The sequence below is a fragment of the Streptomyces sp. NPDC031418 genome, from assembly GCF_055581605.1.
In genome coordinates this window covers 139,834-155,349 of the sequence record NZ_JBVIJC010000002.1, presented here as the reverse complement: position 1 = coordinate 155,349, position 15,516 = coordinate 139,834, and the positions used below count along the sequence as shown (strand labels likewise).

Below are 15,516 nucleotides of genomic sequence, written 5' to 3'. Positions count from 1 at the left end.
GGGGTCAGACGGAGTGGGCCGCGGCCGGGGTGGAGCGGATGAAGGCGTTGCCGTTCCACTGCCAGCTGGCCGGGGTCTTCAGGTCGGGGCAGCAATTGGGCACGTCGTCCGAGGAGTAGCCGAGCAGGGTGGCGCCGACGGTGCGCGCGTGCAGCGTGAAGTCGGTGACGGTGAGCCGGTCCTTGGGGTCGACGAGGGTGGCGACGACGCGTGGGGTGCCGCCGTCGGCGGGGCGGGTGAGGACGTAGACCCCGTCGGGCGGGGTGCCCATGGCGGAGTCGCAGTGCACGACGGCGACGGTTTCGGGTCTGCCGTCGCCGTCGAGGTCTCCGCTGGCCTTCTTGGCGACGAGCGCTTTGACGGGTCCGCAGTTCAGCGGGAAGGCCACGCCGGTGGTGGCGGGAGGTGCGGCGGCCGCGGGGGCGGGCTTGGTGCCGGTGGCGGGGATGCGTTGGGCGGCCGTGGCCGATCCGGGTTGCAGGACGGAGGAGAGGGCCACCACGCCGGCTACTGCGGTGGCGGTGGCGACCCAGTGGATGGGTCGGGTCTGGGTGTGGGCGAGCTCCGGAACGGCGGATTGCTGCACGAGGAGTGTCTCCTGTGAGGGCTGTGCCGGTGGGGTGGCCAGCATGGTGCCACACGTCACAGTGCGGGGGAACGGCGGGGTCCGGGATTTCGGCCGGCGGGAGTGCGGCCCGCGCGCGTGGGGGTGCCGGTCCTGGTGTGGTGTCAACGTGCGGGCGCCGTGCCCGGGTTCCCGTGGTGCGGTGGGAACTCGGGCACGGCGCCCTTGGGTTGTGCTCTGTGTGTGCCGGTACGGCGTGTGGTGTGCCGTGCGGCGGTGTGGTGCCCGGCGGGGCCGGTCAGCGGCCGGCGCCGCCGTCGGCGTTGGGTCCGGCGTAGTCCTCGCCGTAGGCGCCCTTGGCGGGGCGGCGGCGGCGCATGGGCGGCTCGACGCCGTCGGCGAGGCGGCGGGCGGTGAGCAGGAAGCCGGTGTGGCCGATCATGCGGTGGTCGGGGCGGACGGCGAGGCCCTCGATGTGCCAGTTGCGGATCATGGTCTCCCAGGCGGTCGGCTCGTTGAAGCAGCCGATCTCGCGGATGGACTCCACGGTCCGGGCGAGCTGCGTGGTGGTGGCCACGTAGCAGCACAGGATGCCGCCGGGGACGAGGGCCTTGGAGACGGCCTCCAGGCATTCCCAGGGGGCGAGCATGTCGAGGATGACGCGGTCGACGTCGGTGTCGGACAGGTTGTCCTGGAGGTCGCCGACGGTGAGCTGCCAGGCGGGGTGGGGGCCGCCGAAGTAGCGCTCCACGTTCGCCTGGGCGATCTCGGCGAAGTCCTCGCGGCGCTCGTAGGAGTGCAGCATGCCCTGGTCGCCGATGGCGCGCAGCAGGAAGCTGCTGAGCGAGCCGGAGCCGACGCCGGCCTCCACGACGCGGGCGCCGGGGAAGATGTCGGCGAAGGCGAGGATCTGCCCCGCGTCCTTGGGGTAGACGACGGCTGCCCCGCGGGGCATGGAGAGGACGTAGTCGGGGAGCAGGGGGCGCAGCGCGAGGTAGGCCACGTTGCCGGTGGTGCGGACAACGCTGCCCTCGGGAGCACCGATCAGTTCGTCGTGCGGGAAGGAGCCCTTGTGGGTGTGGAAGTTCTTCCCGGCTTCGAGCGTGAACGTGTAGTGGCGGCCCTTGGGGTCGGTCAGCTGTACCTGGTCCCCGACCTTGAAGGGCCCGCGCCTGCGGGCGGCACCGGTCGGTTCGGACATGTGACCAGACTACCGGCCTTTCCGGGGGCCGCCGACCATGTGGCGGGGGCCCGGGGGGCGGGCTCGGGGGGTGGTCAGGAGCCGGGGCGGGCCATGGCGCGTACGAAGGCGCGTTCGACGTCGGCGGCGGACAGGACGCCGTAGATCTCGCCGTTGTCCTCGACGACGAGGTACTCGGTGGCGGGGGTAGCGCGCAGGGTGTCGAGGAGGTCTTCGCCGGCCAGCTCGGCGGAGACCCGCATGCCCTCGGTGAGGTCCTGGGCGAGGCCGCTGACGGCGACCCAGGGGCGGCGGTGTTCGGGTACGGCGACGATGGCGGACTCGCGGACCAGGGCGAGGGGGTGGCCGTGGGCGTCGACGACGACGAGGGCGCGGGCGCCGGCGGCGTTGGCGCGGCGCAGGGCTTCGGAGAGGGGGGTGTCGGTCTCGACGGGTACGGCGCGTCGGGTGAGGGCGCGGGCGCGGAGTTCGGGGAGGTGTTCGCGCAGCCGGGCCATGCGCAGGCTGTTGCCGGCGCCGGTCCAGATGATCGCGGCGAGGATCGCGGCGAGCAGGGCGTCGGTGACGGTGTCCATGCCGCCCGTGTCGGTGCTGCTGCCGCCGAGGGCGCCGGACTGGTTGAGCAGGGGCAGCCCGATGAGGACGGAGACGGCGAGGGCGCGGCCGACCCAGGCGGCGGCGACGGTGCCGCTCATCGGCTTGCCGGTGATCTTCCAGACGACGGCGCGGAGCATGCGGCCGCCGTCGAGGGGCAGGCCGGGCAGGAGGTTGAAGGCGGCCACGATGAGGTTGGAGATCATCAGGCCGGCGAGCAGTATGCCGGGGACGGAGCGGGGTTCGACGGGCTTCATGGCGAGGTAGAAGAGGCCCGCGAGGACGAGGGAGAGCAGGGGGCCGACGAAGGCGAGGACGAACTCGCGGCCGGGGGTCTCGGCCTCCTTCTCGATCTCGGAGACGCCGCCGAAGAACTGGAGCTGGATGCGGCGGACGGGGAGTTTGAAGCGGATCGCGGCGACGGTGTGGGCCAGCTCGTGGACCAGGACGGAGGCGTAGAAGGCGACCGCGAAGAACAGGGAGACGAGGTAGCGGGCGGCGCCGAGCTCGGGCAGGACGCGGTCGAGCTGGCCGCCGAAGACCCAGGTGATCAGGGCGGCGACGAGGAACCAGCTCGGTGCGACGTACACGGGGACGCCGAAGGGCCGTCCCATGAGGATGCCGCCGCCGGGTTCCTTGGCGCGCGGCTGTGGCGGTTCGCCCTTGGCGATGCCGGAGTGGGCGAGCGAGCGGGGGGCGTCGGGGTCGGGGTGCGGGTGGGGGCCGGGGGTGTCCCGGTGGGTCTTGTCGTCGCCCGGGTCGTGCGCGTCCTCGGTGGGCTGCCCGGTGGCTGCCGTGTCCTCGGGTTCGGCGCCGGGGGCGCTGTCCGGCTGCCGGGTTCCTTCCGGGTCCGGTGCGGGGTCGGGGTGGGGCGCCGGGGTCGCAGGGCCGGTGGGGTGCTCGGCCGGCTCGTCGTTGCCGGACCGCGGCTGTCCGCTTCCGCCGCTCACGTCCACGGTGTCCCCTCGTTCGAAGCGTCTTCCGTACCTGCCGGCCGGAAGGGTCTCCGGTCGATGGTATGCGGCCGTGGTGGCACGTTCCGCCCCGGCACCCCTCGTGTTCACCGTGTGATCGCGACCCCGGCGCGGGCGGCGGCTGGGTCACTGTCAGTGGCGGGCCGTATGGTCGTGGGCATGGACAGCAGCATCGAGGACGCGGGAGCCCTGCCGGGCGGCGTCGGCCCGTCGGGTCCGGCCGGCGCGGGCGGGGCGGAGCCGGGGGAAACCGGAGCGGAACCGTCGGCGGGCGGCGGGGAGCGGGTGGCCGTGGCGCCGACCTCCTTGTCTCCGTCCCGGGCGAGTGACTTCATGCAGTGTCCGCTGCTGTACCGGTTCCGGGTGATCGACCGGCTGCCGGAGAAGCCGAGCGCGGCGGCGACCCGCGGCACGCTGGTGCACGCGGTGCTCGAGCGGTTGTTCGACGCGCCGGCCGGGGAGCGGACCGCGCCGCGGGCCAAGTCGCTGATCCCGGGCCAGTGGGACCGGCTGCGGGAGAGCCGGCCCGAGGTGACCGAGCTGTTCGCCGACGATCCCGAGGGCGAGCGGCTGGCCGGCTGGCTCGGCGAGGCGGAGCAGCTGGTGGAGCGCTGGTTCACGCTGGAGGATCCGACCCGGCTGGAGCCCGCCGAGCGGGAGCTGTTCGTGGAGGCGGAGCTGGAGTCGGGGCTGCGGCTGCGCGGGATCATCGACCGGGTGGACGTCGCGCCGACCGGTGAGGTGCGGATCGTCGACTACAAGACGGGCAAGGCGCCCCGGCCGGAGTATGCCGAGGGCGCGCTGTTCCAGATGAAGTTCTACGCGCTGGTGGTGTGGCGGCTGAAGCGGGTCGTGCCGCGGCGGTTGCAGCTGGTGTATCTGGGCAGCGGGGACGTGCTGACGTACGACCCGGTGCTGGCCGATCTGGAGCGGGTGGAGCGCAAGCTGCTGGCGCTGTGGGAGGCGATCCGGCAGGCGACGGAGACCGGCGAGTGGCGGGCGCGGCCGACGAAGCTGTGCGGCTGGTGCGATCACCGGGCGCACTGTCCGGAGTTCGGCGGCACTCCCCCGCCCTATCCGCTGCCGGTGCGGGCGGCGGAGTAGGGCGGCCGGTTCCGGGAGCGGGGTGCAAGGCAGAATGGGGCCGGACGAGCGAAGGAGTGTCCTGTGGCCATCCGTGTCCTGCTGGTCGACGACCAGCCCCTGCTGCGTACCGGTTTCCGGATGATCCTGGAGGCCGAGCAGGACCTCGCGGTCGTGGGCGAGGCCGGTGACGGTCTTCAGGCCCTCGACCAGGTACGGGCCTTGCAGCCGGACGTCGTGCTGATGGACATCCGTATGCCGCGGATGGACGGGGTGGAGGCGACCCGGCAGATCACCGGGCCGGGACGGGACGGTCCGGCGAAGGTGCTGGTGCTGACCACGTTCGACCTGGACGAGTATGTGGTGGAGGCGTTGCGCGCGGGGGCCAGCGGCTTTCTGCTGAAGGACGCGCCGGCCCATGAGCTGGTGCAGGCGATCCGGGTGGTCGCGGCCGGTGAGGCGCTGCTGGCGCCGAGCATCACGCGCCGGCTGCTGGACAAGTACGCCACGCATCTGCCGTCCGGTGAGGAGCCGTTGCCGGACACCCTGCACACGCTCACCGACCGTGAGGTGGAGGTGCTGAAGCTGGTGGCGCGGGGGCTGTCCAACGCGGAGATCGCCGCGGATCTGTTCGTCAGTGAGACGACGGTGAAGACGCATGTGGGGCATGTGCTCACCAAGCTGGGGCTCCGGGACCGGGTGCAGGCGGCGGTGTACGCGTACGAGAGCGGGCTGGTGCGCCCCGGCGCGCAGTAGGCCGCGGGCTGATTCACACCGAGGGCGCCCCTCCCGTGTGGTGAGGGGCGCCCTTGTGGTGTCGGGGGGGTCAGCTCTTGCTGAGTTCCCAGAACCGGAAGACGGTCGAGGCGTCGAGGCAGTACTCGAGGCCGTAGACGCCGTCGCGGGTGACCGCGTACTGCTTGGCCTGCCAGACGGGCAGGACGGGCAGTTCGTCGGCGACGATGTCCTGGAGCCGGCCGAAGTCCTTGTCGGTGGCGCCGCGGTCGCTCTGTGCGGCGGTGTCCGGGATGAGGGTGCCGGTGATGGTGCGGTTGCTGTAGTTGTTGTCGAGCACGTTGCCCTTGCCGAAGAAGGGGGCCGTGAAGTTGTCGGCGTCGGGGTAGTCCGGCACCCAGCCCTTCACGTACACGCCGTACTTGCCGGCGGCGATGTCCTTCTCGTACTGGTCGAAGGCGACGGACTTGACGTCGGCGGCGAACAGACCGCTGGCGTTGAGCTGGCCGGCGATGGCCGTCAACTCCTCGTCGGTGGCGGGGCCGTAGCGGGACGGCGTGGACCACAGGGTGAGCTTGACCTTGCCGGTGATGCCGGCGGCGCGCAGTGCGGCGGCGGCCTTGGCCTTGGAGGGGCGGGCGCCGTAGGTGTCGAAGAAGGCCGTGTTGTGCCCGGCGATACCGGCCGGGATGATCGAGTACAGCGGGGTGGCGGTGCCCTGGTAGACGTTCTTGATGAGGGCGTCGCGGTCCAGCAGGTGGGCGATGGCCTTGCGGACGCCGAGTTTGCCGGCGACGGGGTCCTTCATGTTGAAGACCAGGTGCTGGACCTCGGCGCTGGTGCCCTCGACGGCGTTGACGCCCTTGCTGCCGTCCTGCTTCTCGATGCCGGCGATGTCGGAGGCGGTCAGGCCTCGGTAGGCGATGTCGATGTCGCCGGCGAGGAGGGCCTTCTTCAGGGCTGCGCGGTCGCCGTGGAAGAACTTCACGGTGACGCCGGAGTTCCTGGGCTTGGCGGTGCCCCGGTAGTTGTCGTTGACCGAGAAGACGGCTTTGTCGCCGTCGAAGGAGTCCAGCTTGTAGGGGCCGGAGCCGACGGCCTGGTGGTCGGTGCGCAGGCCGTTCGCGTGGTACTGGCGGTGGTCCACGACGGAGCCGGCGCCGGAGGCGATCTTGCTGGGGAAGGTGGCGTCGGGGACCTTCAGGCGGAAGACGACCGTCGTGGCGTCGGGGGTGTCGATCCGGCCGAGCGTCGGGAACATGATCGCGGGCCCCGCGGGGTCGTTGATCTTCCGCATGCGGTCGAAGGAGAACTTCACGTCCCGCGAGGTGAGGGGGTCGCCGTTGCTGAACTTCAGGCCGTTGTTCAGCCGGCACTGGTAGACCATGGCCCGGCTGTCGGTGAAGGTGCACTGCCGGGCGAGTTCGGGCTGCGGCTCGGTCGCGCCCTTGGGGAAGCTGAGCAGCGACTGGAAGACGTTGTCGAACAACAGCCAGGAGCCGGGGTCGTAGCCGGATGCCGGGTCCGTGGCGAGGATGTCGTCGGACATCCCCACCACCACGGACGAGCCGGTCCCCCCGGAGTCGGCGGTCCCCGTGCCGCAGCCGGTCAGCAGGCCGGAGGCCAGTCCCGCCACGAGGGGCAGGACCGGCCACTGGTTGCGCATATTCACTTGAGTGTGCCTTGTCGTCGGTCGGTCACCCCGAGGCCGCGTTCCCGGCCCCGGGCCCCGGGGCAGCCGTCCCTGGCCCCCGGGCGACGGGGGCCGCTGGCCGGGTCCGGTCGCGACCCCCGCGGTACGGCCCCCGGGAGAGCCGTCAGCCGCTCACACCGCGGCCGAGCTCCCACAGCTGGAGCGTCGAGGTGGAGTTGAGGGCGTAGGAGGTGCCCGTGATGTCGTCCCGTGCGGCGACGTACTGCTTGCCCTGCCACAGCGGCAGGATCGGGACGTCCTCGGCGACGATGTCCTGGATGGCGGTCAGGCTCTTGGCGGCGCTGAGCCGGTCGGACTCGCGGCGGGACTCCGGGATCAGCGTGCGCTGGATGGTGGGGTTGGAGTACGGCGAGTTGAGGGTGTTGCCCTTGTCGAGGAAGGGCGCCAGGAAGTTGTCGGCGTCCGGGAAGTCGGGGAACCAGCCCATGCCGTAGACGTCGAACTGGCCCTTCTGCTCCGCGGGGCGGAAGGCGGACCAGGCGTGGCCCTGGAGGGAGACGTCGAACAGGCCGCTGTCGTTGAGCTGCTTCTGCAGGATCTCGAACTCCTGCTTGGTGGCCGAGCCGTAGTGGTCGGTGGTGTAGTGCAGCGTCAGCTTCACCGGGGTGGTGATGCCGCCCTTGACGAGCAGGTCCTTGGCCTTGGCGACGCTGGGGTTGCCGTACTTGTTGAAGAACGAGTTGGAGTGGCCGGTGACGGTGGCGGGCACCAGCGAGTACAGCGGCTCGGCCTGGGTGCCGTAGACCTTGGAGACCAGCTCGCCGCGGTTGATGACCTGGGCCATGGCCTGGCGGACGGCCTTGGACTTCACGCTCGGGGCGTCGGTGTTGAAGGCCAGGTAGCGGATTTCCAGGCCCGGCATGTCGACGAGGTCGACCTTGCTGTCGGTGCCGGCGTCCAGCTTCTGGATCTGGGCGGGCGACATGGTGCGGGTCATCACGTCGATGTCGCCCTTGTCGATGGCGGCGCCCATGGCCTCGGCGCTGTCGAAGGAGCGCAGGACGACCTTGTCGTTGTTCACCTTCACCGCGCCCTTGTAGCCGGGGTTCTTGGTGAAGGTGGCGCTGACGATCGTGTCGCCCTTGACGTCGGCCTGGAAGGTGTAGGGGCCGGAGCCGTCGAGCTGGAAACCGGCGCGCAGCTTGTTCTTCTCGTAGTCCTTCGGGTCGATGATGCCCGCGACCGGAGTGGACAGCTTGTACGGGAAGGTGGCGTCGGCCGTCTTGAGGTGGAAGATGACCTCGCGGTCGCCCTGCGTCTCGACGGTGTCGATGGTGTTCAGCAGGGAGGCGACACCGCTGCTGGAGTTCAGCCGCAGCACGCGGTCGATGGAGTACTTGACGTCCTGGGCGGTCACCGCGTCGCCGTTGGCGAACTTCAGGCCGTCGCGCAGCTTGCAGGCGTAGCGCTCGCTGCCGCTGTCGGTGAAGCCGCAGCTCTCGGCGGCGTCCGGGACCGGCTCGCCCTCGCCTCGGGGCTGGGTCATCAGGGTCTGCACCGTCTGGCGCAGGATGTTCCAGGCACCGACGTCGTAGGAGTAGGCCGGGTCGAGGGGCGCCGGGGCGTCGGTCGTGGCCGTGAACCGGTCCGTGGTGCCGACGACGATGGCGTCGCCGCTCTTGCTCCCGCTGTCGGTTCCGCCGCACGCGGCGAGAACCGGGGTGAGCAGGCCGGCTACTGCCGGCAGCACCAGAGTCTTGCGGTTCATGCGGGACTTTCTCCAGGACTGTTCGGTTCCCGTGGATCCGGCGGGCGGGGTGGTGCGGCGGGATCACGGGGGGTTGCGGCGATGTTCTCGCGACGAGATTAGTCCGCGCCCGCAGGAGGGTTCACAGCGTGCCGAGTTGACCTGTCATCACGCAGGGGAACCGGATGTGGACGCACAGAAAACCCGACAGCGGCAGGATTAGTGCAGCGTCCCATCAATCAGGACACAAGGAACCGGTGATTCCGCAAGATCCGGGCCGGTCGGCACACTCGGGCAACGTTGTCGAGAGCCGCCCGAGTGAGGAACATCACGCCTGCAACTGTCCGGTGAGTCAGTGGGCCGTCTGGGGCATCAGGCCGCGCAGGAACGTCAGGCTGACCTCTTCCAGCGAGCCGACCACGGTACGGCGTTCGGCCGGGGCGATGGGGGCGATGGAGGGTACGGCGACCACATGGCAGCCTGCGGCCTCGGCGGCGGCGACGCCGGTCGCGGTGTCCTCCACCACGGCGCAGCGCACCGGGTCGGCGCCGAGTTGCGCGGCGGCGAGCAGGTACGGGTCGGGGAAGGGCTTGGTGCGGGAGACCTCGTCGCCGGCGACGGACAGCGCGAAGTGCTGCGGGCCCAGCACGGCCAGCACGCGGTCGATGATCCGCCGGTGGGAGGCGGAGACCAGGGCGGTGGGCATGCTGTGCTCGTGGAGTTCGGCGAGCAGCCGGGCGGCGCCGGGCATCAGCGGCAGGCCGCGGTCGATGCGGTCCTCGAAGCCGTCGTTGAGCAGCACGGTGAGTTCGGCGAGGGTGATGTCGGCGCCGGTGGCCTCGATGAGGAAGCCGGCGCTGCGGGTCATCGGCCCGCCGACCACGATGTGCCGCCAGGACTCGTCCAGGGTGTGGCCGAGGGCGGCGAAGACCTCGGCCTCCACGTCCCACCAGAAGCCCTCGGTGTCCACCAGCGTGCCGTCCATGTCGAGGAGCACGGCTTGCAGGGCCGAGCCTTCGCCCGTACTGGTTCCGAGCGCGGGGACCGTGGTGGTCATCCGGGCGCACCTCCTGCGTAGGGACGATCAGGCCGGTTCCCGTGCGGGAACCGGCCTGCGGTGGATCGACCAGTGTACGTCTGTTGCTGGTGAAACGCCTTGTTTTATGGTCGGGGGCTTCGGTGTACCCCCGGCGAAGGCGTGGAAAACATCAGCGGGCGTTGAAGTACTTGGCCTCCGGGTGGTGGATCACGATGGCGTCCGTGGACTGTTCGGGGTGGAGCTGGAACTCCTCGCTGAGGTGGACGCCGATCCGCTCGGGCTGGAGCAGGTCGGCGATCTTGGCGCGGTCCTCCAGGTCGGGGCAGGCGCCGTAGCCGAGGGAGAAGCGGGCGCCCCGGTACTTCAGGGCGAACATGTCCTCGATGTCGGCCGGGTCCTCGCCGGCGAAGCCGAGTTCGGAGCGGACGCGGGCGTGCCAGTACTCGGCGAGCGCCTCGGCCAACTGCACGGACAGGCCGTGCAGTTCGAGGTAGTCGCGGTAGGCGTTCGCGGCGAAGAGCTTGGCGGTCTCCTCGCCGATGCGCGAGCCGACGGTGACGACCTGGAGGCCGACGACGTCGGTCTCGCCGGACTCCTCCGGGCGGAAGAAGTCGGCCAGGCAGAGGCGGCGGCCACGGCGCTGGCGCGGGAAGGTGAAGCGCGTGCGCTCGTTGCCCTGCTCGTCCAGGATGATCAGGTCGTCGTCCTTGGAGACGCAGGGGAAGTAGCCGTAGACGACGGCCGCCTCCAGCAGGTTCTCGCTCTGCAACCGGTCCAGCAGTCCGCGCAGCCGGGGGCGGCCCTCGGTCTCGACCAGTTCCTCGTACGTCGCTCCCTCGCCGGTGCGGGCCTGCTTCAGCCCCCACTGGCCCTTGAACAGGGCGCCCTCGTCCAGCCAGCTCGCGTACTCCCGGAGCTGGATGCCCTTGATCACCCGGGTGCCCCAGAAGGGCGGCTCGGGGATCGGGTTGTCGGTGGCCACGTCGGAGCGGACGTGTCCCTCCTCCGGCCGCTCCTCGACGACCTGGGCGGCGGCCGCCGGGCGGACCCGGCGCTGCTTGAGTTCGGGGAGCTTCGCGCCGGGCACGCCTCGCTTGACGCCGATGAGGGCGTCCATCAGGCGCAGGCCCTCGAAGGCGTCCCGGGCGTAGCGGACCTCGCCCTGGTAGATCTCGTGCAGGTCCTGCTCGACGTAGGCGCGGGTGAGGGCGGCGCCGCCGAGGATGACCGGGAAGCGTGCGGCCAGGCCCCGCTGGTTCAGCTCCTCCAGGTTCTCCTTCATGATCACCGTGGATTTCACCAGCAGCCCGGACATGCCGATCACGTCGGCCTGGTGGTCCTCGGCCGCTTCCAGGATCGCCGAGACCGGCTGCTTGATGCCCAGGTTGACCACGTTGTAGCCGTTGTTGGACAGGATGATGTCGACCAGGTTCTTGCCGATGTCGTGGACGTCCCCGCGCACGGTGGCGAGCACGATCGTGCCCTTGCCCGCCGCGTCCGACTTCTCCATGTGAGGTTCGAGGTAGGCGACGGCGGCCTTCATGACCTCGGCGGACTGCAACACGAAGGGCAGCTGCATCTGGCCGGAGCCGAACAGCTCGCCGACCACCTTCATGCCGTCGAGCAGCGTCTCGTTGACGATGTCGAGGGCGGGCCGCTCCTGGAGGGCCTCGGCGAGGTCGGCCTCCAGGCCGTTGCGCTCGCCGTCGATGATGCGGCGCTTGAGCCGCTCCTCCAGCGGGAGGGCGGCCAGCTCCTCGGCCTTGCTCGCCTTCAGCGACTTCGCGGTCGCGCCCTCGAAGAGCTGCATCAGCTTCTGGAGGGGGTCGTAGCCCTCGGCGCGGCGGTCGTAGATCAGGTCCAGCGCCGTGCGCACCTCCTCCTCGGAGAAGCGGGCGATCGGCAGGATCTTGGACGCGTGCACGATCGCCGAGTCCAGGCCCGCCTTGACGCACTCGTCGAGGAAGACGGAGTTGAGCAGGATGCGGGCGGCCGGGTTCAGGCCGAAGGAGATGTTCGACAGGCCCAGCGTGGTCTGCACGTCCGGGTGGCGGCGCTTCAGCTCCCGGATCGCCTCGATGGTGGCGACGCCGTCCTTGCGGGACTCCTCCTGACCGGTGCAGATGGTGAAGGTCAGGGTGTCGATGAGGATGTCCGACTCGTGGATGCCCCAGTTGGTGGTGAGGTCCTCGATCAGCCGCTCGGCGATCTCGACCTTCTTCTCCGGGGTGCGGGCCTGGCCCTCCTCGTCGATGGTCAGCGCGATGAGCGCGGCGCCGTGCTCCTGGGCGAGCCGGGTGACCTTGGCGAAGCGGGAGTCCGGGCCGTCGCCGTCCTCGTAGTTGACGGAGTTGATGACCGCGCGGCCGCCGAGCTTCTCCAGCCCGGCGCGGATCACGTCGACCTCGGTGGAGTCCAGGACGATCGGCAGGGTGGAGGCGGTGGCGAAGCGGCCGGCCAGTTCCTCCATGTCGGCGACGCCGTCCCGGCCGACGTAGTCCACGCACAGGTCGAGCATGTGGGCGCCCTCGCGGATCTGCTCGCGGGCGATCTCCACACAGTCGTCCCAGCGGCCTTCCAGCATGGCCTCGCGGAACTTCTTGGAGCCGTTGGCGTTGGTGCGCTCGCCGATGGCCAGGTAGGAGGTGTCCTGGCGGAACGGCACCGCCTGGTAGAGGGAGGCGGCGCCGGGCTCGGGCTGCGGGTGGCGCTCGGTGGGCGTGAGGTCACGGACGCGCTCGACGACCTGGCGCAGGTGCTCGGGGGTGGTGCCGCAGCAGCCGCCGATGAGCGAGAGGCCGTAGTCGCGGACGAAGGTCTCCTGCGCGTCCGCCAGGCCCTCCGGTCCCAGCGGGAAGTGCGCGCCCTGCTTGGTCAGCACCGGCAGACCCGCGTTCGGCATGCACAGCAGCGGGATCCGGGAGTGCCGGGTCAGATAGCGCAGGTGCTCGCTCATCTCCGCCGGGCCGGTGGAGCAGTTCAGGCCGATCATGTCGATGCCCAGCGGCTCCAGCGCGGTGAGCGCGGCACCGATCTCCGAGCCCAGCAGCATCGTGCCGGTGGTCTCGAAGGCCATGGACACCAGCAGCGGCACCTGCACGCCCAGCCGCTCCATGGCCCGCCGGGCGCCCAGTACCGAGGCCTTGGTCTGCAACAGGTCCTGGGTGGTCTCCACGATCAGCGCGTCCGCGCCGCCGGCCAGCAGGCCCTCGGCGTTGGCCTGGAAGCCGTCGCGGATGGTGGTGTAGCCGATGTGGCCGAGGGTGGGCAGCTTGGTGCCCGGGCCGACGGAACCCAGCACCCAGCGCTGGCGGCCGTCGCGCGAGGTGAACGCGTCGGCGGTCTCGCGGGCGATGCGGGCACCGGCCTCGGACAGCTCGTGCACGCGGTCGGCGATGTCGTACTCCGCCATGGCCGCGTGGTTGGCGCCGAAGGTGTTGGTCTCCACGCAGTCCACGCCCACGGAGAGGTACGCCTCGTGGACCGAGCGGACGATGTCCGGGCGGGTGATGTTGAGGATCTCGTTGCAGCCCTCGAGCTGCTGGAAGTCCTCCAGCGTGGGCTCCTGGGCCTGGAGCATCGTGCCCATGGCTCCGTCGGCGACCACCACACGGGTGGCGAGCGCCTCTCGGAGCGCGGACACGCGGGTCCGGCTGTCGGCGGAAGGGGACGTCGGCAACGAGGCCATGTAGGGGCTCCCTGGGGTGCGACGGCTGTCGGCTATGCGGTTTCCCCGGCAGGGCGGGATGGCCGCACGGCGTCAGCGTAACCGGGAGTGGGCTTGGATGGGCAGAGGCGTCCAGCAGACGGACGCGGTGGCCCGGACGTCACGTCCGGGCCACCTGTCGTGTAACAAGTGCCGTCCGACCATTAGCGGGAGGTCGGCATGGACCGGTAGTGTTCGACATTGCCGAACGGTGTTGCGAAGGCATCGGTGGCAGTCGAAGGGGACGGAGGCAGGACGGCGATGGCACGGAACATCCAGTCGCTCGAACGGGCGGCCGCGATGCTGCGGCTGCTCGCGGGCGGCGAGCGACGGCTCGGCCTGTCGGACATCGCCTCGTCGCTGGGCCTCGCCAAGGGCACCGCCCACGGCATTCTGCGCACCCTCCAGCAGGAGGGCTTCGTGGAGCAGGACGACGCCTCCGGGCGCTACCAGCTGGGCGCGGAGCTGCTGCGCCTCGGCACCACCTATCTGGATGTGCACGAGCTGCGGGCGCGCGCCCTGGTGTGGGCCGACGACCTGGCCCGCTCCAGCGGTGAGAGCGTCTATCTGGGCGTGCTGCACCAGCAGGGCGTACTGATCGTGCACCACGTCTTCCGGCCGGACGACAGCCGGCAGGTGCTGGAGATCGGGGCCATGCAGCCGCTGCACTCCACGGCGCTGGGCAAGGTGCTGTCGGCGTACGACCCGGTGGCGCACAGCGAGGCGCTGGACACCGAGCGGAAGGCCTTCACGGACCGCACGGTGTGCGATCCCGGGGAGTTCGAGCACCTCCTCGACATGACACGCGCGCGTGGGTACGCGGCCGACGTGGAGGAGACCTGGGAGGGGGTGGCGTCCGTCGCCGCCCCCATCCACAACCGGCGGCGGATGCCCGTGGGCGCGGTGGGGATCACCGGTGCCGTGGAGCGGCTGTGCCGCGACGGCGAGGTGCGTCCGGAGCTGATCGCGGCGGTGCGGGACTGCGCCCGCGCGGTCTCCAGGGATCTGGGCGCCGGACGTTTCTGAGCGCCTGCGGGCGCTGACCTGGGGATTCACCGGGACGCCGGGCGGCGTTCCGGTTCTCGCCCTACCCTGAAGTGGACATATCGGGCGACGGCGTACGTCAGTGAGCGAAGAGCGATAGGCGACAGCGATCAATAACGATCCTGTTTTCGATAACAGAACCCTTGACGCATGCGTAAGGCCGAAGCAAGACTCCCGTCCATCGGTCGGCATTGTCGAACACCTACCGGCAATACGCGCTAGAGTGTGACAACGCCAAGGGCCGGCATCGCTCTCACCCCCGAGGGCGCCAGAACCCCCGGAGGGACCCGGGGTTCGGCTTCCCTGGACGAAGGACAAAGGAGTCGCGGGTGTCCAGCTCCGACATCTTCATCGGCGAGACCATCGGTACCGCCATACTCATCCTGCTCGGCGGCGGCGTCTGTGCCGCTGTCACGCTGAAGGCCTCCAAGGCCCGTAACGCCGGTTGGCTCGCCATCGCCTTCGGGTGGGGCTTCGCCGTCATGACGGCCGTGTACATCTCCGGACCGCTGTCCGGCGCCCACCTCAATCCGGCCGTCACGGTGGCGCTCGCCATCAAGAACAGCGACTGGAGCCACGTCCCGGTCTACTTCGCCGGCCAGTTGCTCGGCGCGATGATCGGCGCGGCCCTGGTGTGGCTCGCCTACTACGGCCAGTTCCACGCCCACCTGACCGACAAGGAGATCGTCGGCGGTCCGGGCGCGCAGGACACCACGGCCAAGGCCGTGGAGGCCCAGGAGTCGGGTGCCGGCCCGGTCCTCGGCGTCTTCTCCACCGGTCCGGAGATCCGGAACGCGGTGCAGAACCTCACCACGGAGATCATCGGCACGATCGTGCTGGTCCTGGCGGTGCTCACGCAGGGCCTGAACGCCAAGGGCGACGGCCTGGGGGTGCTGGGCGGCCTGATCACCTCGTTCGTCGTGGTCTCGATCGGTCTGTCTCTCGGCGGTCCCACGGGCTACGCCATCAACCCGGCCCGTGACCTGGGTCCGCGCATCGTGCACGCCCTGCTCCCGCTGCCCAACAAGGGCGGCTCCGACTGGAGCTACGCCTGGATCCCGGTGGTCGGCCCGCTGATCGGCGCGGCGATCGCCGCAGGGATCTACAACGTCGCCTTCGCTTAGGAAGCGCACGTCCGCTCGAGAAGCTCGGTCCGGGCAGCGCCCCCGCCGCC

General features: G+C 70.6%; 11 protein-coding genes. 4 read left to right on the top strand and 7 right to left on the bottom strand.

The genetic code is table 11. The features are described from left to right. Positions 1-4 precede the first annotated feature (4 nt). The 3 genes from ACZ5CZ_RS02775 to ACZ5CZ_RS02765 all read right to left on the bottom strand — a co-directional run bounded on the left by ACZ5CZ_RS02775 (position 5) and on the right by ACZ5CZ_RS02765 (position 3,316). On the bottom strand, positions 5-586 hold the full coding sequence (locus ACZ5CZ_RS02775; RefSeq protein ID WP_385844543.1) for a hypothetical protein: 582 nt from the start codon (positions 584-586) through the stop codon (positions 5-7). Between the two features lie 277 nt (positions 587-863). After that, on the bottom strand, positions 864-1,766 hold the full coding sequence (locus tag ACZ5CZ_RS02770; protein WP_184971000.1) for a tRNA (adenine-N1)-methyltransferase: 903 nt from the start codon (positions 1,764-1,766) through the stop codon (positions 864-866). A gap of 74 nt (positions 1,767-1,840) precedes the next feature. Further along, entirely contained in the window at positions 1,841-3,316 is a 1,476-nt protein-coding gene (locus tag ACZ5CZ_RS02765; protein ID WP_468938590.1) for a site-2 protease family protein, read from the bottom strand. A 177-nt stretch (positions 3,317-3,493) separates the two neighbouring features. On the opposite strand from ACZ5CZ_RS02765, the gene ACZ5CZ_RS02760 reads away from it, so the two are divergent. Beyond that, positions 3,494-4,438, top strand: a complete 945-nt coding sequence (locus ACZ5CZ_RS02760; protein ID WP_468938587.1) for a RecB family exonuclease — start codon at positions 3,494-3,496, stop codon at positions 4,436-4,438. Between the two features lie 63 nt (positions 4,439-4,501). Then, the gene (locus ACZ5CZ_RS02755; RefSeq protein ID WP_385844546.1) at positions 4,502-5,173 is read left to right on the top strand and encodes a response regulator; all 672 of its coding nucleotides are present in this window, start codon (positions 4,502-4,504) and stop codon (positions 5,171-5,173) included. A 70-nt stretch (positions 5,174-5,243) separates the two neighbouring features. Here the strand turns inward: ACZ5CZ_RS02755 and ACZ5CZ_RS02750 are convergent, their stop codons facing one another. From ACZ5CZ_RS02750 to metH, 4 genes are all read right to left on the bottom strand, one after another. Beyond that, positions 5,244-6,824: an ABC transporter substrate-binding protein gene (locus ACZ5CZ_RS02750; protein ID WP_468938584.1), complete on the bottom strand. Its 1,581-nt coding sequence runs from the start codon at positions 6,822-6,824 to the stop codon at positions 5,244-5,246. Between the two features lie 145 nt (positions 6,825-6,969). After that, on the bottom strand, positions 6,970-8,574 hold the full coding sequence (locus tag ACZ5CZ_RS02745) for an ABC transporter substrate-binding protein (RefSeq protein ID WP_385844548.1): 1,605 nt from the start codon (positions 8,572-8,574) through the stop codon (positions 6,970-6,972). Positions 8,575-8,905: 331 nt separating this feature from the next. After that, on the bottom strand, positions 8,906-9,610 hold the full coding sequence (locus ACZ5CZ_RS02740; protein WP_468938581.1) for an HAD family hydrolase: 705 nt from the start codon (positions 9,608-9,610) through the stop codon (positions 8,906-8,908). A gap of 151 nt (positions 9,611-9,761) precedes the next feature. Next, complete coding sequence (metH, locus tag ACZ5CZ_RS02735) at positions 9,762-13,280, bottom strand: methionine synthase (RefSeq protein WP_468938578.1); 3,519 nt, start codon at positions 13,278-13,280, stop codon at positions 9,762-9,764. 279 nt (positions 13,281-13,559) lie between these two features. On the opposite strand from metH, the gene ACZ5CZ_RS02730 reads away from it, so the two are divergent. Together ACZ5CZ_RS02730 and ACZ5CZ_RS02725 are read left to right on the top strand one after the other, a co-directional pair. Further along, positions 13,560-14,324, top strand: a complete 765-nt coding sequence (locus ACZ5CZ_RS02730; protein WP_385844551.1) for an IclR family transcriptional regulator — start codon at positions 13,560-13,562, stop codon at positions 14,322-14,324. A gap of 347 nt (positions 14,325-14,671) precedes the next feature. Beyond that, positions 14,672-15,466, top strand: coding sequence for an MIP/aquaporin family protein (locus tag ACZ5CZ_RS02725; protein ID WP_385844552.1), 795 nt, complete (start codon positions 14,672-14,674; stop codon positions 15,464-15,466). The last annotated feature ends 50 nt before the right edge of the window (positions 15,467-15,516 follow it).

Excerpts from the sequence above, each read along its gene's own strand:
- ACZ5CZ_RS02745 (WP_385844548.1), bottom strand. The coding sequence starts at position 8,574 with ATGAACCGCAAGACTCTGGTGCTGCCGGCAGTAGCCGGCCTGCTCACC.
- ACZ5CZ_RS02770 (WP_184971000.1), bottom strand. The coding sequence starts at position 1,766 with ATGTCCGAACCGACCGGTGCCGCCCGCAGGCGCGGGCCCTTCAAGGTC.
- ACZ5CZ_RS02760 (WP_468938587.1), top strand. The coding sequence starts at position 3,494 with ATGGACAGCAGCATCGAGGACGCGGGAGCCCTGCCGGGCGGCGTCGGC.
- ACZ5CZ_RS02740 (WP_468938581.1), bottom strand. The coding sequence starts at position 9,610 with ATGACCACCACGGTCCCCGCGCTCGGAACCAGTACGGGCGAAGGCTCG.
- ACZ5CZ_RS02730 (WP_385844551.1), top strand. The coding sequence starts at position 13,560 with ATGGCACGGAACATCCAGTCGCTCGAACGGGCGGCCGCGATGCTGCGG.
- metH (WP_468938578.1), bottom strand. The coding sequence starts at position 13,280 with ATGGCCTCGTTGCCGACGTCCCCTTCCGCCGACAGCCGGACCCGCGTG.